The sequence below is a fragment of the Salmonella sp. GDC200615 genome (assembly GCF_050574145.1).
In the GTDB taxonomy this organism is placed as follows: Bacteria; Pseudomonadota; Gammaproteobacteria; order Enterobacterales; family Enterobacteriaceae; genus Salmonella; species Salmonella enterica.
In genome coordinates, this window is sequence record NZ_CP192247.1 from 453,104 (window position 1) to 474,071 (window position 20,968).

Annotated in this window: 17 protein-coding genes, 1 tRNA gene, 3 rRNA genes and 1 pseudogene; 15 read left to right on the top strand and 7 right to left on the bottom strand. The window is 52.3% G+C overall.

Going from position 1 to position 20,968, the window contains the following annotated elements:
• Positions 1 to 9 precede the first annotated feature (9 nt).
• From rsmB to def, 3 genes are read right to left on the bottom strand one after another with little or no spacing between them, the layout of a single operon-like run.
• The gene (gene rsmB, locus ACQ29O_RS02145; RefSeq protein ID WP_001747115.1) at positions 10 to 1,299 is read right to left on the bottom strand and encodes a 16S rRNA (cytosine(967)-C(5))-methyltransferase RsmB; all 1,290 of its coding nucleotides are present in this window, start codon (positions 1,297 to 1,299) and stop codon (positions 10 to 12) included.
• A 51-nt stretch (positions 1,300 to 1,350) separates the two neighbouring features.
• Positions 1,351 to 2,298 (bottom strand): methionyl-tRNA formyltransferase, encoded by a 948-nt coding sequence (fmt, locus tag ACQ29O_RS02150; RefSeq protein ID WP_001285173.1) that lies wholly within the window; start codon positions 2,296 to 2,298, stop codon positions 1,351 to 1,353.
• Positions 2,299 to 2,313: 15 nt separating this feature from the next.
• Positions 2,314 to 2,823, bottom strand: coding sequence for a peptide deformylase (def, locus tag ACQ29O_RS02155; protein ID WP_000114987.1), 510 nt, complete (start codon positions 2,821 to 2,823; stop codon positions 2,314 to 2,316).
• A gap of 131 nt (positions 2,824 to 2,954) precedes the next feature.
• Between def and dprA the strand changes: the two are divergent.
• The 6 genes and pseudogenes from dprA (at position 2,955) to ACQ29O_RS02185 (ending at position 6,746) form a co-directional block, all read left to right on the top strand.
• Positions 2,955 to 4,078 (top strand): annotated as a pseudogene (dprA, locus tag ACQ29O_RS02160) (DNA-protecting protein DprA).
• Entirely contained in the window at positions 4,050 to 4,523 is a 474-nt protein-coding gene (smg, locus tag ACQ29O_RS02165) for a DUF494 family protein Smg (protein ID WP_000460663.1), read from the top strand. The pseudogene dprA and the gene smg overlap by 29 nt, the downstream one beginning before the upstream one ends.
• Positions 4,524 to 4,549: 26 nt before the next feature.
• Positions 4,550 to 5,092: a DNA topoisomerase family protein gene (locus ACQ29O_RS02170; RefSeq protein ID WP_001129712.1), complete on the top strand. Its 543-nt coding sequence runs from the start codon at positions 4,550 to 4,552 to the stop codon at positions 5,090 to 5,092.
• A gap of 4 nt (positions 5,093 to 5,096) precedes the next feature.
• Positions 5,097 to 5,669, top strand: coding sequence for an L-threonylcarbamoyladenylate synthase type 1 TsaC (tsaC, locus tag ACQ29O_RS02175; protein WP_001065809.1), 573 nt, complete (start codon positions 5,097 to 5,099; stop codon positions 5,667 to 5,669).
• 4 nt (positions 5,670 to 5,673) lie between these two features.
• Positions 5,674 to 6,492, top strand: a complete 819-nt coding sequence (gene aroE, locus ACQ29O_RS02180) for a shikimate dehydrogenase (protein ID WP_000451194.1) — start codon at positions 5,674 to 5,676, stop codon at positions 6,490 to 6,492.
• Positions 6,489 to 6,746, top strand: a complete 258-nt coding sequence (locus ACQ29O_RS02185; protein WP_001070573.1) for a DUF1488 domain-containing protein — start codon at positions 6,489 to 6,491, stop codon at positions 6,744 to 6,746. The genes aroE and ACQ29O_RS02185 overlap by 4 nt, the downstream gene beginning before the upstream one ends.
• On the opposite strand, the gene ACQ29O_RS02190 is transcribed toward ACQ29O_RS02185, so the two are convergent.
• Entirely contained in the window at positions 6,722 to 7,276 is a 555-nt protein-coding gene (locus ACQ29O_RS02190) for a gamma carbonic anhydrase family protein (RefSeq protein ID WP_001285631.1), read from the bottom strand. The genes ACQ29O_RS02185 and ACQ29O_RS02190 overlap by 25 nt on opposite strands.
• Before the next feature lie 113 nt (positions 7,277 to 7,389).
• Here ACQ29O_RS02190 and ACQ29O_RS02195 point away from each other — a divergent pair, with 113 nt between their 5' ends.
• The 5 genes from ACQ29O_RS02195 (at position 7,390) to rrf (ending at position 12,947) form a co-directional block, all read left to right on the top strand.
• A complete protein-coding gene (locus ACQ29O_RS02195) occupies positions 7,390 to 7,542 on the top strand; it encodes a hypothetical protein (protein ID WP_000795911.1) in 153 nt (50 codons plus the stop codon).
• A gap of 208 nt (positions 7,543 to 7,750) precedes the next feature.
• A 16S ribosomal RNA gene (locus ACQ29O_RS02200) occupies positions 7,751 to 9,292 on the top strand.
• A gap of 85 nt (positions 9,293 to 9,377) precedes the next feature.
• Positions 9,378 to 9,453 (top strand) — tRNA-Glu (locus ACQ29O_RS02205).
• A gap of 193 nt (positions 9,454 to 9,646) precedes the next feature.
• Positions 9,647 to 12,635: ribosomal RNA gene (locus ACQ29O_RS02210) — 23S ribosomal RNA — on the top strand.
• 196 nt (positions 12,636 to 12,831) lie between these two features.
• A 5S ribosomal RNA gene (gene rrf, locus ACQ29O_RS02215) occupies positions 12,832 to 12,947 on the top strand.
• The 16S, 23S and 5S rRNA genes sit together here with 1 tRNA gene alongside, the layout of an rRNA operon.
• Before the next feature lie 165 nt (positions 12,948 to 13,112).
• On the opposite strand, the gene ACQ29O_RS02220 is transcribed toward rrf, so the two are convergent.
• On the bottom strand, positions 13,113 to 13,550 hold the full coding sequence (locus tag ACQ29O_RS02220; RefSeq protein WP_000973249.1) for an acetyltransferase: 438 nt from the start codon (positions 13,548 to 13,550) through the stop codon (positions 13,113 to 13,115).
• Between the two features lie 156 nt (positions 13,551 to 13,706).
• Between ACQ29O_RS02220 and metA the strand changes: the two genes are divergently transcribed.
• The 4 genes from metA (at position 13,707) to aceK (ending at position 19,695) form a co-directional block, all read left to right on the top strand.
• On the top strand, positions 13,707 to 14,636 hold the full coding sequence (gene metA, locus ACQ29O_RS02225) for a homoserine O-acetyltransferase MetA (RefSeq protein ID WP_001122767.1): 930 nt from the start codon (positions 13,707 to 13,709) through the stop codon (positions 14,634 to 14,636).
• 268 nt (positions 14,637 to 14,904) lie between these two features.
• Positions 14,905 to 16,506 carry a malate synthase A gene (gene aceB, locus ACQ29O_RS02230; RefSeq protein ID WP_020937286.1) on the top strand — a complete coding sequence of 534 codons (1,602 nt, stop codon included), beginning with the start codon at positions 14,905 to 14,907 and terminating at the stop codon, positions 16,504 to 16,506.
• A gap of 31 nt (positions 16,507 to 16,537) precedes the next feature.
• On the top strand, positions 16,538 to 17,842 hold the full coding sequence (gene aceA / locus ACQ29O_RS02235) for an isocitrate lyase (protein WP_000857875.1): 1,305 nt from the start codon (positions 16,538 to 16,540) through the stop codon (positions 17,840 to 17,842).
• A gap of 101 nt (positions 17,843 to 17,943) precedes the next feature.
• Entirely contained in the window at positions 17,944 to 19,695 is a 1,752-nt protein-coding gene (gene aceK / locus ACQ29O_RS02240) for a bifunctional isocitrate dehydrogenase kinase/phosphatase (protein WP_253336252.1), read from the top strand.
• On the opposite strand, the gene ACQ29O_RS02245 is transcribed toward aceK, so the two are convergent.
• Positions 19,659 to 20,066: an ASCH domain-containing protein gene (locus tag ACQ29O_RS02245; RefSeq protein ID WP_010989091.1), complete on the bottom strand. Its 408-nt coding sequence runs from the start codon at positions 20,064 to 20,066 to the stop codon at positions 19,659 to 19,661. The genes aceK and ACQ29O_RS02245 overlap by 37 nt on opposite strands.
• A 10-nt stretch (positions 20,067 to 20,076) precedes the next feature.
• The gene (gene iclR / locus ACQ29O_RS02250; protein WP_000226434.1) at positions 20,077 to 20,901 is read right to left on the bottom strand and encodes a glyoxylate bypass operon transcriptional repressor IclR; all 825 of its coding nucleotides are present in this window, start codon (positions 20,899 to 20,901) and stop codon (positions 20,077 to 20,079) included.
• Between the last annotated feature and the right edge of the window lie 67 nt (positions 20,902 to 20,968).

Here is a 20,968-nt window from a genome sequence, read left to right on the forward strand (position 1 = left end):
GTTATCTCATCACTTCTTGATTAGCTTAGCGTAAAAGAACCCATCACCTTCTTCGCCGCCCGGCAGATTTTGCTGTCCTGGCTGATCAGGTGTTCCCGTTTCGCTGAGCGCGGCATCGGGAGTGCGTTGCAAAAAGGTTTTGATCTGATCGCGGTTTTCTTCCGGCAGTACGGAACAGGTGGCGTAAACCAGCGTCCCGCTAGGCTTCAGGCGCGGCCAGACGGCATCAAGAATTTCCGCCTGTAATTGCGCCAGTTCCGCGATATCGCGATCGCGACGCAGCCATTTGATATCTGGATGACGGCGAATGACGCCGGTTGCGGAGCAGGGCGCATCCAGCAGAATACGGTCAAACTGCTGCTCGCCGCACCATTGGGCGGGATAACGTCCATCCCCTTGTTTAACTGTCGCTTTCATCCCAAGACGCTTTAGGTTGTCGTAAACGCGGGAGAGTCGTTGTTCATCAATATCAACCGCCAACACGTCTGCTTCGGGGGCCACTTCGAGAATATGCGTGGTTTTACCGCCGGGCGCGGCGCACAAGTCTAAAATGTGCTCACCGTTCTGAGGAGCGAGAAAAACCGCACATCCCTGCGCAGAGGCATCCTGGACAGTTACCCAACCCTCAGCAAAACCGGGTAAAGCATGTACCGGAGCTGGCGTTTCCAGACGTACAGCGTCGGGATAATCGGGATGGGGATATCCCTTCATGCCTGCGTCTTCAAGTAAGCCAAGCCAACCGTCGCGGGTGTGGTGTGTACGATTTACACGTAGCCACATCGGTGGACGCTGGTTATTCGCTTCAATAATGTGTTGCCACTGTGTGGGGTAAGCATTTTGCAAACGCTTTACCAGCCAACCTGGATGTAAAAAGCGCGCATCGCTGGTCGCAAACTCATTAAGCAACGTTTCCTGCTGGCGCTGAAACTGGCGCAGGACGCCGTTAATTAACCCTTTCAACTGCGGACGTTTGATGGCGACCGCGCCTTCAACGGTTTCAGCCAGCGCCGCATGGGGAGGAACGCGGGTGTACAGCAACTGATAAAAGCCGACCATAATTAAGTAATGCACTGTACGCTGCTTGCCGGTCATTGGACGAGACATCAGCTTATTGATCAGCCATTCCAGCTGTGAAAGGGTGCGCAGGACGCCAAAGCACAGCTCTTGAAGTAGCGCTTTGTCTTTATCGGCGACTTTTTGTTGCAGCGGCGGGAGCACATTACTTAATGATTGTCCCTGTTCGACGACCAGTTCAACGGCCTGTGCTGCCAGACTACGTAAATTGTTTTGTTTTTTCATATGTATAAAATAAAAATGCCCGGTAACACCGGGCTTATAAAGACGTGACCGTCAGGCAAGACGGTTACCAGGAATAAACCATTCCCGGCGTGAATTTAACAGATCCTGGGCGCTCATTGCTTTTTTGCCGGCAGGCTGAAGCGAAAGCAAATTTAATATCCCCTTGCCTGTTGCAACCTGAATGCCCTGTTTCGTCGCGGCCAGAATGGTTCCCGGCAGCGACTGCGTGGCGTCCTCAATGACGGACGCCTGCCAGACTTTTACCGGCTGGCCGTCGATTTCCAGCCAGCTCATTGGCCACGGATTAAAGGCGCGAATGCAACGCTCCAGCTGTACTGCGGAGAGAGACCAGTCGATACGCGCTTCTTCTTTACTGAGCTTTTCCGCATGAGTGACCAGCGCTTCATTCTGCGCTTCAGGCGCCGCTGTGCCGTCCGCCAGTTGTTTTAGTGTGGTAATTAACCCCTGCGGGCCAAGCTCAGCCAACTTATTATACAGTGAGCCACTGGTATCTTCTGCGGTAATCGGGCACGCAAGTTTATACAGCATGTCGCCGGTATCCAGCCCTACATCCATCTGCATAATTGTGACGCCGGTTTCCGCATCGCCTGCCCAGAGTGAGCGCTGAATAGGCGCCGCGCCGCGCCAGCGTGGAAGCAGCGAACCGTGAACGTTGATACATCCGAGACGGGGCATATCCAGCACTGCCTTTGGGAGAATCAGACCATATGCTACGACAACCATGACGTCGGCATGTAAGTCAGCAACCAGTTGCTGGTTTTCCTGAGGACGAAGCGACACGGGCTGGAAAACGGGCAGGCCTTTTTCTTCCGCCAGCACTTTTACCGGGCTGGGCATCAACTTTTTGCCGCGACCTGCTGGACGATCGGGTTGGGTAAATACGCCGACAACGTTATGTCCAGAAGTTAACAGCGCGTCGAGATGACGCGCTGCAAAGTCAGGCGTACCCGCAAAAATAATACGTAGTGAATCTGACACGTTGGTTCTTGTCCTTTAAGCCCGGGCGTTCAGGCGGTCGAGTTTTTCTACTTTCTGACGAATACGTTGTTGCTTCAGCGGCGACAAATAATCGATAAACAGTTTACCGACCAGATGATCCATCTCATGCTGAATGCAAATTGCCAGCAAACCATCCGCTTCAAGCTCAAACGGGTTGCCGTCGCGATCCAGCGCGCGGATTTTCACTTTCTCGGCGCGCGGCACTAAAGCGCGCTGTTCCGGAATCGACAGACAGCCTTCTTCTATACCCGTTTCGCCACTTTTCTCCAGCAATTCCGGGTTAATGAGTACCAGGCGCTCGTCGCGGTTTTCCGAAACGTCAATCACGATGATCCGCTGGTGGATATCGACCTGCGTTGCGGCCAGACCGATACCTTCTTCCGCGTACATCGTTTCGAACATATCATCGACGATACGCTGAATTTCTGCATTCACTTCTTCAACCGGCTTTGCGACTTTGCGAAGGCGCTCGTCCGGAATATGTAACACTTGCAAAACTGACATAATTATCCAGAGTTGTGTTCAGAAGTTGAAAAGATTATTACCTCTATTCTAGACAAATCCCCACCTGATTGACAGCATCAGTGACCAATCGCAAAGATTGTTCAGACTGCTTGTGGCAGGGGAGGGAAAGGATGGCCCGTACCGAAATTTGGTTACGTTTAATGTACGTCGGCGACCTTTATGGCGAGGCGATGTTGAACATGGCGAACTCGCTTATTCGTCAGCCTCAGATAAATCGCACGCACCTTCAGGAGGCTGGTCTTACCGCGCGGCAAGCTGAACGTTTTTTACAGCTTCCAGCAGGTGTGCTTGATGAGACGTTACGCTGGCTTGAACTACCGCAGCATCATTTTCTGTGTGCGGATAGTGAGATTTATCCTCCCCAACTGCGTGCTATTGATGATTATCCCGGCGCTATTTTTATTGACGGCGATCCTGCCTGTCTGCATACCTGCCAACTTGCCGTCGTAGGGAGCCGGAGGCACTCCTGGTATGGAGAACGCTGGGGACGTCTGCTTTGCGAAAGCCTTGCGAAAAGCGGTTTGACGATCACCAGCGGCCTTGCCCGGGGAATTGATGGCGTAGCACACAACGCCGCGGTGAGTATGGGGGAAAAAGTGTAGCGGTGTTAGGGAATGGCTTGGCAAAGATTTATCCTCGCCGACATGCCATGCTGGCTGAAAACTTGATTGCTACCGGCGGCGCAGTGGTCTCAGAATTTCCGCTTTCAACGCCTCCGCTACCGCAAAATTTTCCTCGCAGAAACCGTATCATCCGCGGACTGAGCAAAGGCGTGCTGGTGATTGAGGCGGCGTTGCGCAGCGGTTCGTTGGTGACGGCGCGCTGCGCGCTTGAACAGGGGCGGGACGTTTTTGCATTACCAGGTCCTATCGGTAGTCCGGGAAGCGAAGGCACGCACTGGTTAATTAAACAAGGGGCCACGCTTGTGACGACGCCGGAGGATATTCTGGAAAATTTGCAATACGGCTTACACTGGTTGCCAACTACGGCGGAAAATTCACTTTATTCACTAAATCAGGATGAGGCGGCATTGCCATTTCCTGAGCTCCTGGCTAACGTAGGAGATGAGGTAACACCTGTTGACGTCGTCGCTGAACGTGCCGGCCAACCTGTGCCAGCGGTAGTGGCTCAGCTACTCGAACTGGAGTTAGCAGGATGGATCGCAGCTGTACCCGGCGGCTATGTCCGATTAAGGAGGGCAAGCCATGTTCGACGTACTAATGTATTTGTTTGAAACATACATCCATAACGAAGCCGAGCTGCGCGTGGATCAGGACAGACTGGAGCGTGATCTCACCGACGCTGGGTTTGATCGCGAAGACATCTACAATGCGCTGCTGTGGCTGGAAAAACTCGCTGACTATCAGGATGGCCTCGCGGAACCCATGCAACTTGCTTCCGATCCTCTTTCAATGCGCATTTATACGGTTGAAGAGTGTGAAAGGCTTGATGCCAGTTGCCGGGGGTTCCTGTTATTCCTTGAGCAGATTCAGGTGCTAAACCTCGAAACACGAGAAATGGTGATTGAGCGTGTGCTGGCGCTGGATACCGCAGAGTTTGACCTGGAAGACTTGAAATGGGTTATTTTGATGGTGTTATTCAACATTCCGGGCTGTGAAAACGCCTATCAGCAAATGGAAGAATTACTCTTTGAGGTAAATGAAGGTATGCTGCATTGATAGGTGTTAATGCTGCATGAGTGAATATGGCTAAATCAGCACTGTTTTCGGTGCGTAAAAATGAGCCCTGCCCGCAGTGCGGGGCCGAACTGGTAATTCGCTCCGGGAAACATGGTCCGTTTCTCGGCTGTTCTCGCTATCCGGAATGCGATTACGTTCGTCCGCTGAAAAGTCAGGCGGACGGACATATCGTTAAAATTCTGGAGGGGCAACCGTGCCCTGAGTGTGGCGCCGTGCTGGTGCTGCGTCAGGGGCGCTTTGGCATGTTCATCGGATGCAGTCAGTATCCGCAATGTGAACATACAGTGGTTATTGATAAACCGGATGAAACGGCGATTGCCTGTCCAGCCTGCCAGCAAGGACATTTGGTCCAGCGCCGTTCTCGTTACGGTAAAATCTTTCATTCCTGCGATCGCTACCCGGAATGTCAGTTCGTCATTAACTTCACACCGGTTGCGGGGGAATGCCCCGAGTGCCATTATCCGCTACTCATCGAAAAGAAAACCGCGCAGGGCGTGAAGCGCTTTTGCGCCAGTAAACAATGTGGAAAGCCGGTTCCGGTGGAATAAACAAGTGAATAATAGCCTGCCAACAGGATCTATCGCCGCAGCGGTAGATCTCCTGAATAAAGAAAATGTCATCGCTTATCCAACAGAAGCCGTTTTCGGCGTCGGCTGCGATCCCGATAGTGAAACAGCCGTTACGCGCCTGCTGGCGTTAAAACAACGGCCCGTCGATAAGGGACTCATTTTGATTGCCGCCAGCTTTGAGCAGTTAAAACCTTATATTGATGACAGCATACTTACCGCCGCACAGCGTAAAGCGGTATTTGATTGCTGGCCCGGGCCGGTAACGTTTGTTTTTCCTGCGCCCGCGACAACGCCGCGGTGGCTCACGGGACGTTTTGATTCCCTGGCCGTTCGTATTACCAACCACCCGCTGGTGGTCGCGCTATGCAATGCGTATGGCAAACCGCTGGTTTCCACCAGCGCCAATCTGAGCGGATTACCGCCATGTCGTACCATTGAAGAGGTGCGTGCGCAATTTGGCGATGATTTTCCGGTGGTTGAAGGCGCAACGGGTGGGCGTTTAAATCCTTCAGAAATTCGCGATGCTCTGACGGGCGAACTGTTTCGACAGGGGTAATATGATGGAAACCTATGCTGTTTTTGGAAATCCGATTGCGCACAGCAAATCGCCATTTATTCATCAGCAATTTGCTCAGCAGCTAGATATTGTTCACCCCTATGGTCGCGTGCTGGCCCCTATTAATAATTTCATTAATACGCTTGATGCCTTTTTCGCGGCAGGGGGAAAAGGCGCAAACATCACAGTACCTTTTAAAGAGGAGGCGTTTGCGCGTTCGGATGAGTTAACGGAACGAGCATCGCTGGCGGGAGCCGTCAATACATTAAAACGGCTGGAAGATGGTCGTTTGCTTGGCGACAATACTGACGGTATCGGTTTATTAAGCGATCTCGAACGTTTAAATTTTATCCGCCCAGGATTGCGTATTTTGCTGATTGGCGCGGGCGGCGCATCCCGGGGCGTGCTGTTACCCCTGCTTTCTTTGGATTGCGCGGTCACTATCACTAACCGTACAGCTTCACGTGCCGAAGCGTTGGCGAAAATCTTTGCTCATACCGGCAGCGTTCATGCCACGGATATGGACAAGCTGGATGGTTGTGAGTTTGACCTGATTATTAATGCGACCTCCAGCGGCATACGGGGCGAAATCCCGGCGATTCCGGCGTCACTTATTCACCCTTCCCTCTGTTGCTATGACATGTTCTATCAAAAAGGGAATACGCCATTTCTCTCCTGGTGTGTACAACAGGGCGCAAAACGCTACGCAGATGGGCTGGGAATGCTGGTGGGGCAGGCTGCACATGCCGTTTTGCTTTGGCACGGTGTATTACCGCAGGTCGAGCCAGTGATTGAGCTGCTACAGCAGGAATTATTAGCGTGAACCAGGCCATACAATTTCCTGACCGCGAAGAATGGGATACTGCCGCCAGTGCTATCATCTTTCCCGCCCTGGTTAATGGGATGCAACTCACGTGTGCAATAAAAAAAGATGTACTGGCGTATCGCTTTGGTGGAGAAACAGCGGAGCAATGGCTGGCCATTTTTCGTGAGTATCGCTGGGACCCGGAAGAAGAGGAGGAAGCATTAATCCTGGCCCAGCAGGAAGATGATCACGGTTGGATATGGTTATCCTGAGAAAGATAGTCGTCTTTCCACTTTACATAGTTATTGGCGGAGTACTGCAGGCCCGATCTCTCAGCATCGCTCAAGGGGCGGATCTGTTTTACCGGACTGCCAAGATATAAATAGCCGCTTTCCAGCCGTTTGTGCTGCGGCACCAGGCTTCCCGCGCCAATCATTACGTCATCTTCTATTATCGCGCCATCCAACACAATGGAGCCCATACCGACCAGTACGCGGTTACCGATGGTACAGCCGTGCAGCATAACTTTATGGCCAACGGTAACATCTTCGCCAATGATTAATGGGTTGCCGTGTGGATTGGATGAAGACTTGTGGGTTACGTGAAGAACGCTGCCATCCTGAATGTTCGTACGAGCCCCTATCGCAACGTAATTCACATCGCCGCGAATCACCACAAGAGGCCAGATCCCGATATCATCCGCCAGACGGACATCACCAATAACCACGCTGCTGGTATCGATCATCACGCGCTGACCGATTTCAGGAAAAAGATCCTTATAAGGACGTAATGTGTCAGACATGTCTACCTCATCATAAATGAATAGTCATGAAGACTTTGGTTGCTTTAACGGCGTTGTGCAAGGGGAGATAGCATCAAAAAATCGCCACTTTGCGCAGGAATGGAGCGAAAGGGATGAAAAATCAACAAACAGAAAAAAAGATCCAAAAAACGCTTGTGCAAAAAAATGGGATCCCTATAATGCGCCTCCATCGACACGGCGGATGTGAATCACTTCACACAAACAGCCGGTCGGTTGAAGAGAAAAATCCTGAAATTCAGGGTTGACTCTGAAAGAGGAAAGCGTAATATACGCCACCTCGCGACGGTGAGCTGAAAGCCGCGTCGCACCTGCTCTTTAACAATTTATCAGACAATCTGTGTGGGCACTCGAAGATACGGATTCTTGACGTCCTCGGACGAAAAATGAATACCAAGTCTCAAGAGTGAACACGTAATTCATTACGAAGTTTAATTCATTGAGCATCAAACTTTTAAATTGAAGAGTTTGATCATGGCTCAGATTGAACGCTGGCGGCAGGCCTAACACATGCAAGTCGAACGGTAACAGGAAGCAGCTTGCTGCTTTGCTGACGAGTGGCGGACGGGTGAGTAATGTCTGGGAAACTGCCTGATGGAGGGGGATAACTACTGGAAACGGTGGCTAATACCGCATAACGTCGCAAGACCAAAGAGGGGGACCTTCGGGCCTCTTGCCATCAGATGTGCCCAGATGGGATTAGCTTGTTGGTGAGGTAACGGCTCACCAAGGCGACGATCCCTAGCTGGTCTGAGAGGATGACCAGCCACACTGGAACTGAGACACGGTCCAGACTCCTACGGGAGGCAGCAGTGGGGAATATTGCACAATGGGCGCAAGCCTGATGCAGCCATGCCGCGTGTATGAAGAAGGCCTTCGGGTTGTAAAGTACTTTCAGCGGGGAGGAAGGTGTTGTGGTTAATAACCGCAGCAATTGACGTTACCCGCAGAAGAAGCACCGGCTAACTCCGTGCCAGCAGCCGCGGTAATACGGAGGGTGCAAGCGTTAATCGGAATTACTGGGCGTAAAGCGCACGCAGGCGGTCTGTCAAGTCGGATGTGAAATCCCCGGGCTCAACCTGGGAACTGCATTCGAAACTGGCAGGCTTGAGTCTTGTAGAGGGGGGTAGAATTCCAGGTGTAGCGGTGAAATGCGTAGAGATCTGGAGGAATACCGGTGGCGAAGGCGGCCCCCTGGACAAAGACTGACGCTCAGGTGCGAAAGCGTGGGGAGCAAACAGGATTAGATACCCTGGTAGTCCACGCCGTAAACGATGTCTACTTGGAGGTTGTGCCCTTGAGGCGTGGCTTCCGGAGCTAACGCGTTAAGTAGACCGCCTGGGGAGTACGGCCGCAAGGTTAAAACTCAAATGAATTGACGGGGGCCCGCACAAGCGGTGGAGTATGTGGTTTAATTCGATGCAACGCGAAGAACCTTACCTGGTCTTGACATCCACAGAAGAATCCAGAGATGGATTTGTGCCTTCGGGAACTGTGAGACAGGTGCTGCATGGCTGTCGTCAGCTCGTGTTGTGAAATGTTGGGTTAAGTCCCGCAACGAGCGCAACCCTTATCCTTTGTTGCCAGCGATTAGGTCGGGAACTCAAAGGAGACTGCCAGTGATAAACTGGAGGAAGGTGGGGATGACGTCAAGTCATCATGGCCCTTACGACCAGGGCTACACACGTGCTACAATGGCGCATACAAAGAGAAGCGACCTCGCGAGAGCAAGCGGACCTCATAAAGTGCGTCGTAGTCCGGATTGGAGTCTGCAACTCGACTCCATGAAGTCGGAATCGCTAGTAATCGTGGATCAGAATGCCACGGTGAATACGTTCCCGGGCCTTGTACACACCGCCCGTCACACCATGGGAGTGGGTTGCAAAAGAAGTAGGTAGCTTAACCTTCGGGAGGGCGCTTACCACTTTGTGATTCATGACTGGGGTGAAGTCGTAACAAGGTAACCGTAGGGGAACCTGCGGTTGGATCACCTCCTTACCTGAAAGAAGCGTACTTTGCAGTGCTCACACAGATTGTCTGATGAAAAGTAAATAGCAAGGCGTCTTGCGAAGCAGACTGATACGTCCCCTTCGTCTAGAGGCCCAGGACACCGCCCTTTCACGGCGGTAACAGGGGTTCGAATCCCCTAGGGGACGCCACTTGCTGGTTTGTGAGTGAAAGTCACCTGCCTTAATATCTCAAAACTGACTTACGAGTCACGTTTGAGATATTTGCTCTTTAAAAATCTGGATCAAGCTGAAAATTGAAACACAGAACAACGAAAGTTGTTCGTGAGTCTCTCAAATTTTCGCAACACGATGATGAATCGTAAGAAACATCTTCGGGTTGTGAGGTTAAGCGACTAAGCGTACACGGTGGATGCCCTGGCAGTCAGAGGCGATGAAGGGCGTGCTAATCTGCGATAAGCGCCGGTAAGGTGATATGAACCGTTATAACCGGCGATACCCGAATGGGGAAACCCAGTGTGATTCGTCACACTATCATTAACTGAATCCATAGGTTAATGAGGCGAACCGGGGGAACTGAAACATCTAAGTACCCCGAGGAAAAGAAATCAACCGAGATTCCCCCAGTAGCGGCGAGCGAACGGGGAGGAGCCCAGAGCCTGAATCAGCATGTGTGTTAGTGGAAGCGTCTGGAAAGGCGCGCGATACAGGGTGACAGCCCCGTACACAAAAGCGCATGTGCTGTGAGCTCGATGAGTAGGGCGGGACACGTGGTATCCTGTCTGAATATGGGGGGACCATCCTCCAAGGCTAAATACTCCTGACTGACCGATAGTGAACCAGTACCGTGAGGGAAAGGCGAAAAGAACCCCGGCGAGGGGAGTGAAAAAGAACCTGAAACCGTGTACGTACAAGCAGTGGGAGCACAGGTTTACCTGTGTGACTGCGTACCTTTTGTATAATGGGTCAGCGACTTATATTCTGTAGCAAGGTTAACCGAATAGGGGAGCCGGAGGGAAACCGAGTCTTAACCGGGCGTTAAGTTGCAGGGTATAGACCCGAAACCCGGTGATCTAGCCATGGGCAGGTTGAAGGTTGGGTAACACTAACTGGAGGACCGAACCGACTAATGTTGAAAAATTAGCGGATGACCTGTGGCTGGGGGTGAAAGGCCAATCAAACCGGGAGATAGCTGGTTCTCCCCGAAAGCTATTTAGGTAGCGCCTCGTGAATTCATCTCCGGGGGTAGAGCACTGTTTCGGCTAGGGGGCCATCCCGGCTTACCAACCCGATGCAAACTGCGAATACCGGAGAATGTTATCACGGGAGACACACGGCGGGTGCTAACGTCCGTCGTGAAGAGGGAAACAACCCAGACCGCCAGCTAAGGTCCCAAAGTCATGGTTAAGTGGGAAACGATGTGGGAAGGCCCAGACAGCCAGGATGTTGGCTTAGAAGCAGCCATCATTTAAAGAAAGCGTAATAGCTCACTGGTCGAGTCGGCCTGCGCGGAAGATGTAACGGGGCTAAACCATGCACCGAAGCTGCGGCAGCGAACGTATCACTTAAAGCGATTCAGCGGGTTACGATTGACGGAGCGAAGCGACGTCAAAGCGTATACAAAGTCGAGTCGGTTTAAGGATACGTTCGTTGGGTAGGGGAGCGTTCTGTAAGCCTGCGAAGGTGGCCTGTGAGGGTTGCTGGAGGTATCAGAAGTGCGAATGCTGACATAAGTAACGATAAAGCGGGTGAAAAGCCCGCTCGCCGGAAGACCAAGGGTTCCTGTCCAACGTTAATCGGGGCAGGGTGAGTCGACCCCTAAGGCGAGGCCGAAAGGCGTAGTCGATGGGAAACGGGTTAATATTCCCGTACTTGGTGTTACTGCGAAGGGGGGACGGAGAAGGCTATGTTGGCCGGGCGACGGTTGTCCCGGTTTAAGCGTGTAGGTGTGTGTTCCAGGTAAATCCGGTTCACTTTAACACTGAGGCGTGATGACGAGGCACTACGGTGCTGAAGTAACAAATGCCCTGCTTCCAGGAAAAGCCTCTAAGCATCAGGTAACATCAAATCGTACCCCAAACCGACACAGGTGGTCAGGTAGAGAATACCAAGGCGCTTGAGAGAACTCGGGTGAAGGAACTAGGCAAAATGGTGCCGTAACTTCGGGAGAAGGCACGCTGACACGTAGGTGAAGTGATTTACTCACGGAGCTGAAGTCAGTCGAAGATACCAGCTGGCTGCAACTGTTTATTAAAAACACAGCACTGTGCAAACACGAAAGTGGACGTATACGGTGTGACGCCTGCCCGGTGCCGGAAGGTTAATTGATGGGGTCAGCGCAAGCGAAGCTCCTGATCGAAGCCCCGGTAAACGGCGGCCGTAACTATAACGGTCCTAAGGTAGCGAAATTCCTTGTCGGGTAAGTTCCGACCTGCACGAATGGCGTAATGATGGCCAGGCTGTCTCCACCCGAGACTCAGTGAAATTGAACTCGCTGTGAAGATGCAGTGTACCCGCGGCAAGACGGAAAGACCCCGTGAACCTTTACTATAGCTTGACACTGAACATTGAGCCTTGATGTGTAGGATAGGTGGGAGGCTTTGAAGTGTGGACGCCAGTCTGCATGGAGCCGACCTTGAAATACCACCCTTTAATGTTTGATGTTCTAACGTGGACCCGTTACCCGGGTTACGGACAGTGTCTGGTGGGTAGTTTGACTGGGGCGGTCTCCTCCTAAAGAGTAACGGAGGAGCACGAAGGTTGGCTAATCCTGGTCGGACATCAGGAGGTTAGTGCAATGGCATAAGCCAGCTTGACTGCGAGCGTGACGGCGCGAGCAGGTGCGAAAGCAGGTCATAGTGATCCGGTGGTTCTGAATGGAAGGGCCATCGCTCAACGGATAAAAGGTACTCCGGGGATAACAGGCTGATACCGCCCAAGAGTTCATATCGACGGCGGTGTTTGGCACCTCGATGTCGGCTCATCACATCCTGGGGCTGAAGCAGGTCCCAAGGGTATGGCTGTTCGCCATTTAAAGTGGTACGCGAGCTGGGTTTAGAACGTCGTGAGACAGTTCGGTCCCTATCTGCCGTGGGCGCTGGAGAACTGAGGGGGGCTGCTCCTAGTACGAGAGGACCGGAGTGGACGCATCACTGGTGTTCGGGTTGTCATGCCAATGGCACTGCCCGGTAGCTAAATGCGGAAGAGATAAGTGCTGAAAGCATCTAAGCACGAAACTTGCCCCGAGATGAGTTCTCCCTGAGACTTAGAGTCTCCTGAAGGAACGTTGAAGACGACGACGTTGATAGGCCGGGTGTGTAAGCGCAGCGATGCGTTGAGCTAACCGGTACTAATGAACCGTGAGGCTTAACCTTACAACGCCGAAGATGTTTTGGCGGATGAGAGACGATTTTCAGCAGTGATTCAGAGTTGAGTACGCAATAATTTGCGCAGCAGCAAGGCGGCAAGCGAAGGAAAGGAAGGAGCATACAGAAGTATGTGACTGAGTTTACGAGCGCAGGCAACGCCGCTGATGCGATAAAGAATTGCGTACAGAGCACAAAGAATTTGCCTGGCGGCAGTAGCGCGGTGGTCCCACCTGACCCCATGCCGAACTCAGAAGTGAAACGCCGTAGCGCCGATGGTAGTGTGGGGTCTCCCCATGCGAGAGTAGGGAACTGCCAGGCATCAAACAAGTGAAGAAGCCCGTCCGTCAGGACGGGCTTCTTTGCGTGTGTGGTAACATTTAAAAATGTAGGCCTGATAAGCGCAGCGCCATCAGGCAACCTGCACCGCCGGATGGCCGCTTCGCCTTATCCGGCCTACATGCACTTATCAGACAGCGCCGCTACTCACGGATAAATTAAATTCAACAATGGATACGGTTTCCCAAGATCGTCGACCTCCGAACGTCCCGTCACCTTAAATCCCATTTTCTTATAAAATCCAACAGCTTGTGTATTTTGCTCGTTAACATTGGTTGTCAACCCCGGCGCCAGTGTTAACGCATGTTCAACTAATCTCTTACCGATACCCTGACCACGCACGTCCGGATCGACAAACAGCGCATCCATATGTTCTCCGGTAAGCAGCATAAATCCTACCGGCTCATCCTGATCGGTCACGGCAACCCATAGTGGCGCTTCTGGCAGAAAATCGCTCACCAGTTCTTCCAGTTCGGCCCGATAAGCGTTTGACAGAAAATCGTGCGTGGTATCGACTGAGCGACGCCAGATCGCAATCAGTTTTTCCCCTTCCTCATGCCTTGAACGACGAATGTTAATCATCATCTTCACTCCTTTTTTGCTTACTTCTATTCTAATGCAAATGCTGTCGTGAAACTTTCTCACCTTGAACTTGCAGACTCGACATTCGCCTGATTTCTGAGTATCTTCAGCTATCTGGATGTCTAAACGTTTAAACGTATGTCGTGAGGTTATCAGGTTATGCCGATTCGCGTGCTGGACGAGCTACCCGCCGTCAATTTTTTACGTGAGGAGAATGTCTTCGTCATGACGACTTCTCGCGCATCAGGTCAGGAAATTCGCCCGCTAAAGGTACTTATCCTTAACCTGATGCCGAAGAAGATTGAAACGGAAAATCAGTTTCTGCGCTTGCTATCGAACTCGCCATTGCAGGTCGATATTCAACTGCTGCGGATAGATGCCCGCGAGTCGAGGAACACGCCAGCCGAGCACCTGAACAACTTTTACTGTAACTTCGACGATATCTGCGATCAGAACTTTGATGGGCTTATCGTGACCGGAGCGCCGCTGGGTCTGGTGGAATTTAATGACGTGGCTTACTGGCCGCAGATTAGGCAGGTGCTTGAATGGGCGAAAGATCACGTTACTTCGACGCTATTTGTCTGTTGGGCCGTTCAGGCCGCACTCAATATTCTGTATGGTATCCCTAAGCAGACCCGTACAGATAAACTTTCCGGCGTCTATGAACATCACATCCTTCATCCACATGCTCTGTTAACGCGTGGTTTTGATGATTCGTTTCTTGCGCCACACTCACGCTATGCCGATTTCCCGGCGGCGCTGATACGGGATTATACGGATCTTGAAATTCTGGCCGAAACAGAAGAAGGGGATGCGTACCTGTTTGCCAGCAAAGATAAACGTATTGCGTTTGTCACCGGTCATCCTGAATATGACGCTCATACGTTAGCGGGTGAATATTTTCGTGACGTTGAGGCCGGGTTAAATCCGGAGGTTCCGTACAACTATTTCCCAAAAAACGATCCGCAAAACATACCGCGCGCAACCTGGCGCAGCCACGGTAATTTACTGTTTACTAACTGGCTCAACTATTATGTCTACCAGATTACGCCATATGATCTGCGTCACATGAATCCAACCCTGGATTAATCTTCTGCTTCTGACGATCCTAAAGCGTTTCAGCATGTTGAATCAGGCACCTTCGGGTGCCTTTTTTATTTCCGAAACGCACCTCATCATGTAATTAAATTTAATTTATATTGTTATCAATAGGTTAATGCATAATTAAATTAAAAATGGAAATTGTTTTTGATTTTGAAATTTAATTGAGTAGTCTTAGTTGTGTTGAACGAAAAGCGCACAGTGATCCTTCGTTCGCATTGGGGATGTATCTGGATCAACAACGAGGAGCTGCATGATGAATCCACAGGCAACCACAACTGATGAATTAACCTTTACCAGGCCGCAAGGCGAGCTGGAAAAGCAAGTCCTGACCGCTGAAGCAGTCGAGTTTTTGACGGAGTTAGTCACCCGTTTTACGCCAAAACGCAATAAACTCCTGGCTGCACGTATCCAGCAACAGCAGGATATTGATAACGGTAAGTTGCCTGATTTTATTTCGGAAACCACTTCCATTAGAGAAAGTAATTGGCAGATTCGTGGTATTCCGGCGGATTTACAGGATCGCCGAGTAGAAATTACCGGGCCGGTTGAACGTAAAATGGTGATTAATGCCCTGAACGCAAATGTGAAAGTGTTTATGGCGGATTTTGAAGACTCGCTGGCGCCGGACTGGAATAAAGTTATTGATGGTCAAATCAACCTGCGTGATGCGGTGAACGGCACCATTAGCTATACCAACGAAGCCGGAAAAATCTATCAGCTCAAGCCCGATCCGGCCGTATTGATTTGTCGTGTACGTGGTCTACATCTGCCAGAAAAACATGTTACCTGGCGGGGGGAAGCCATTCCCGGCAGCCTGTTTGATTTTGCTCTGTACTTTTTCCACAACTATAAAGCGCTGCTCGCTAAAGGTAGCGGCCCGTATTTTTACCTGCCGAAAACGCAAGCCTGGCAGGAGGCAGCCTGGTGGAGCGAAGTCTTCAGCTACGCCGAAGACCGCTTTAACCTGCCGCGCGGTACGATCAAAGCGACCCTGTTGATTGAAACGCTTCCTGCTGTTTTCCAGATGGATGAGATTCTTCATGCGTTGCGTGATCATATTGTCGGTCTCAACTGTGGTCGCTGGGATTATATTTTCAGCTATATCAAAACGTTGAAAAATCATCCGGATCGCGTCCTGCCGGACAGGCAGGTGGTAACGATGGACAAACCGTTTCTGAGCGCCTACTCGCGCCTGCTGATCAAAACCTGTCACAAGCGCGGCGCGTTCGCGATGGGCGGTATGGCGGCGTTTATCCCGAGCAAAGACGTTGAACGCAACAATCAGGTCCTTGCCAAAGTGAAAGCGGATAAAGCGCTGGAAGCGAACAACGGCCACGACGGCACGTGGATTGCGCATCCTGGGTTGGCGGATACCGCAATGGCCGTCTTTAACGAGGTACTGGGCGAGCACAAAAATCAGCTGTTCATTACCCGTGATGAAGATGCGCCGATTACCGCTGAACAGTTACTGGAGCCATGTGAAGGCGAACGCACAGAAGCGGGAATGCGCGCCAATATTCGCGTGGCAGTGCAGTACATTGAAGCGTGGATCTCCGGCAATGGCTGTGTACCGATTTACGGTCTGATGGAGGATGCCGCGACGGCGGAAATCTCACGAACCTCTATCTGGCAGTGGATTCACCATGAGAAAACACTGAGCAATGGAAAACCCGTAACGAAAGCGCTTTTCCGCGAAATGTTGGCGGAAGAGATGCGGGTAATCCAGGACGAACTGGGCGAGCACCACTACAGCAGCGGGCGCTTCGACGATGCCGCACGTCTGATGGAGCAAATCACCACCTCAGATGACTTAATCGACTTCCTCACCCTGCCGGGCTATCGCTTACTGGCTTAATTCACCACATAACAATATGGAGCATCTGCACATGAAAACCCGTACTCAACAAATCGAAGAATTACAGAAAGAGTGGACACAACCGCGCTGGGAAGGCATCACCCGCCCGTACAGCGCGGAGGAGGTGGTGAAATTACGCGGCTCGGTTAACCCGGAATGCACGCTGGCGCAGCTCGGCGCAGCGAAAATTTGGCGGCTGTTGCACGGTGAAGCGAAAAAAGGCTATATCAACAGCCTTGGCGCGCTGACTGGCGGTCAGGCGTTGCAGCAGGCGAAAGCCGGTATTGAGGCGATTTATCTTTCAGGCTGGCAGGTAGCGGCAGATGCCAACCTGGCATCCAGCATGTATCCGGATCAATCGTTGTACCCGGCAAACTCTGTTCCGGCGGTAGTGGATCGGATCAACAACACTTTTCGTCGTGCAGATCAGATCCAGTGGGCATCCGGTATTGAACCCAATGATCCGCGCTATGTGGATTACTTCCTGCCGATCGTTGCTGATGCGGAAGTCGGTTTTGGCGGCGTTCTGAATGCCTTCGAACTGATGAAATCGATGATTGAAGCCGGTGCAGCGGCCGTTCACTTCGAAGATCAGCTGGCGTCGGTGAAGAAATGCGGCCATATGGGCGGCAAGGTGCTGGTCCCCACGCAGGAAGCGATTCAGAAACTGGTTGCTGCGCGTCTGGCCGCTGATGTGATGGGTGTCCCGACGCTGGTGATTGCGCGTACCGATGCGGATGCGGCAGATCTGATTACTTCCGACTGCGATCCCTATGACAGCGGTTTTATTACCGGCGAACGCACCAGCGAAGGTTTCTACCGCACCCATGCGGGCATTGAGCAGGCGATCAGCCGCGGTCTGGCGTATGCCCCGTATGCCGATCTGGTATGGTGCGAAACTTCTACGCCGGATCTCGAATTGGCGCGTCGTTTTGCCGATGCTATCCACGCGAAGTATCCGGGCAAACTGCTGGCCTATAACTGTTCGCCATCCTTCAACTGGCAGAAGAATCTGGACGACAAGACCATTGCCAGCTTCCAGCAGCAGTTGTCGGACATGGGTTACAAATACCAGTTTATTACCCTGGCGGGCATCCACAGCATGTGGTTCAACATGTTCGACCTGGCGCATGCATACGCGCAGGGCGAGGGCATGAAGCACTATGTTGAGAAGGTTCAACAACCCGAGTTCGCCGCGGCGAAAGACGGCTACACCTTTGTTTCCCACCAGCAGGAAGTGGGTACAGGTTACTTCGACAAAGTCACCACCATTATTCAGGGCGGCGCGTCATCCGTTACCGCGTTAACAGGATCGACGGAAGAATCGCAGTTTTGATTGATGCCCGGTGGCGCTGCGCTTACCGGGCCTACAGATAGCGTAGGCCGGATAAGCGAACGCGCCATCCGGCATGACGTGGTGCCGGATGAGGGAAAAAAATGCCGCGTGGCCTGGAATTACTGATTGCTCAAACCATCCTGCAAGGCTTTGACGCGCAGTATGGTCGATTTCTGGAAGTGACTTCCGGCGCGCAGCAGCGTTTTGAACAGGCCGACTGGCACGCCGTCCAACAGGCGATGAAAAGCCGTATCCACCTCTATGATCATCATGTGGGTCTGGTGGTGGAGCAACTGCGCTGTATTACCGATGGCAAAAGTACCGACGCGGATTTCCTTTTACGCGTTAAAGAGCATTACACCCGGCTGTTGCCGGATTACCCGCGCTTTGAGATTGCGGAGAGCTTTTTCAACTCCGTTTATTGCCGGTTATTTGACCACCGCTCGTTAACACCCGAGCGGTTGTTTATTTTCAGTTCGCAACCGGAGCGCCGCTTTCGTACTATCCCGCGCCCGCTGGCCAAAGACTTCTTTCCCGATCACGGTTGGGAGCCGCTGTTGATGCGCATACTCAGTGACTTACCGCTGCGTCTGCCCTGGCAGAATAAAAGCCGGGATATCCGCTATATTATCGCGCACCTGACTGAAACACTGGGCGAGGACGCGCTACCTCGCTGCCATGTCCAGGTGGCGAATGAGTTGTTTTACCGTAATAAAGCGGCCTGGCTGGTAGGTAAATTAACCACACCTGACGGTACGCTGCCGTTTTTACTGCCGATTCATCGCACTGATGAGGGTGAACTGTTTGTCGATACCTGCCTGACCACCACGGCAGAAGCGAGCATTGTGTTTGGTTTTGCCCGCTCTTATTTTATGGTGTATGCGCCGCTGCCTGCCGCGCTGGTTGAGTGGTTGCGTGAAATCCTGCCGGGTAAAACCACTGCCGAACTGTATATGGCGATTGGCTGCCAGAAACATGCGAAAACCGAAAGCTACCGCGAATATTTATGTTATCTGGCTGAAAGTGATGAGAAATTCATTGAGGCGCCTGGTATCCGCGGCATGGTGATGCTGGTGTTTACCCTGCCAGGTTTCGACCGGGTATTTAAAATCATTAAAGACAAATTCGCCCCGCAGAAAGAGATGTCTGCCGCTCATGTGCGTGCCTGTTATCAACTGGTAAAAGAGCATGATCGCGTCGGTCGTATGGCGGATACCCAGGAGTTTGAGAATTTCGTACTGGATAAACGGCAAATTGATCCGGCGCTGATGGCGCTTTTACGGCAAGAAGTGCCAGAGAAGATTACCGATCTTGGGGAACATATCGTCATTCGCCATCTCTATATTGAACGGCGCATGGTGCCGCTCAATATCTGGCTGGAACAGGTAGAAGGCCAGCAGTTGCGTGATGCGATAGAAGAATATGGTAATGCGATTCGCCAGCTTGCCGCCGCTAATATTTTCCCCGGCGATATGTTGTTTAAAAACTTTGGCGTTACCCGTCATGGTCGCGTGGTGTTCTACGACTACGATGAAATTTGCTACATGACGGAAGTGAATTTCCGCGATACTCCGCCAGCGCGTTATCCGGAAGACGAACTGGCCAGCGAACCCTGGTATAGCGTCTCGCCGGGTGATGTTTTCCCGGAGGAGTTTCGCCACTGGCTGTGTGCCGATCCGCGTATCGGGCCATTGTTTGAAGAGATGCATGCCGACCTGTTTCGCGCCGATTACTGGCGCGCGCTACAGACGCGTATTAAAGAAGGGCATGTAGAAGATGTGTATGCCTATCGACGTAGACAGCGCTTTAGCGTGCGTTACGGCGCGATCTCGAGTACGGCGAACTCTTCGTAAACCAGTTCCATCTCCGGCGACCAATTACCCTCGCGCTCAAAAAAGGCCCGGTGTGCCGCTTGCCAGTACGCCAGGCTAAGATCGCCTTCGCCTTCCAGTGCGGCGAGATCGGCGCTCATCTCGTTAAAACGGATCAGCCTGAGCGCCAGCGTGCGTATGACGCACACGGCGTCGCCTGTGCCGTTGAGCACAATGTGATATGACCCGGGCGTGACAGGGGGCTGCTCTTTCTGATAGCTAACCAGCGAGCTACAGGTGCCACGCTTTTTACCGGCGACCACTAGCGCCGCCAGCTCGTCGGCCAGCGCCGGCGAATCACCGAAAGACCAACAGAAGGCCTGTGGGTACTTCTCCTGCCAGTATAATTTCAGGCTGCTCATTTCAGCGAGTTCCACCATAGGCCAGCGTCACCTCTTTCGCCGCTTTAATCACCATGGCGCCAAGTTCGGTGACGCGATCGTCGGTAATGCGTGAGCAGGGGCCGGAAATAGAGAGGGCCGCAAACGGTTCGCGGTGTTCGTCATAAATACACGAGGCCACGCAGCGCAGACCGAGCGCATGTTCTTCGTCGTCAAAGGAATAGCCGCGCTTGCGTGTTTGGGCGAGGTCATCTTTCAGATGCAGCGGCGACACCAGCGTCGCATGGGTATAAGCGTGCAACCCCTTGCGGTGCAGCAGACTGGTAACCTGTTCCTCACTGAGCTGTGATAAAAACGCCTTGCCCGCGCCAGAGGCGTGCATGGGCAGCTTGCCGCCGATCGGCGCGGACATACGCATCAGCTGCGTACACTGCACCTGATCGATAATAATGGCCTGATGGTCGCTCTGGTCGAGTACGGCAAGGTTTACCGTTTCGCCGGAGTCCTCCATCAGCTTGCGCAAAATCGGATGGACAATCGCCAGCAGATTACGGCTCTGTAAGAAGCTGCTGCCGACGATAAACGCGTGTGCGCCTACGGCCCAGTGGCCCAGCTCACCAACCTGGCGGACAAAACCCTGCTGCTGCATGGTGGTGAGTAGACGGTGAGTCGTGGAATTAGGCAAACCCGCCTGTTGCGCCAGTTCGGTCAGCGCGACGCTGCCGTTGGACTCGGCAATCCACTCCAGCAGCTTCAGACCGCGAGTTAATGACTGAACCTGCCCGGTTACGGGTGCAGTGGTAGCGGCAGGTTTTCTCCCGCGTTTCGCGGGAACAGGGGCAACCATGGCAGACTCCTTTTTCTGTATCGTGGAAATCATTTTCGTTTTATTCAATTATAATGCAAGAGTTCCT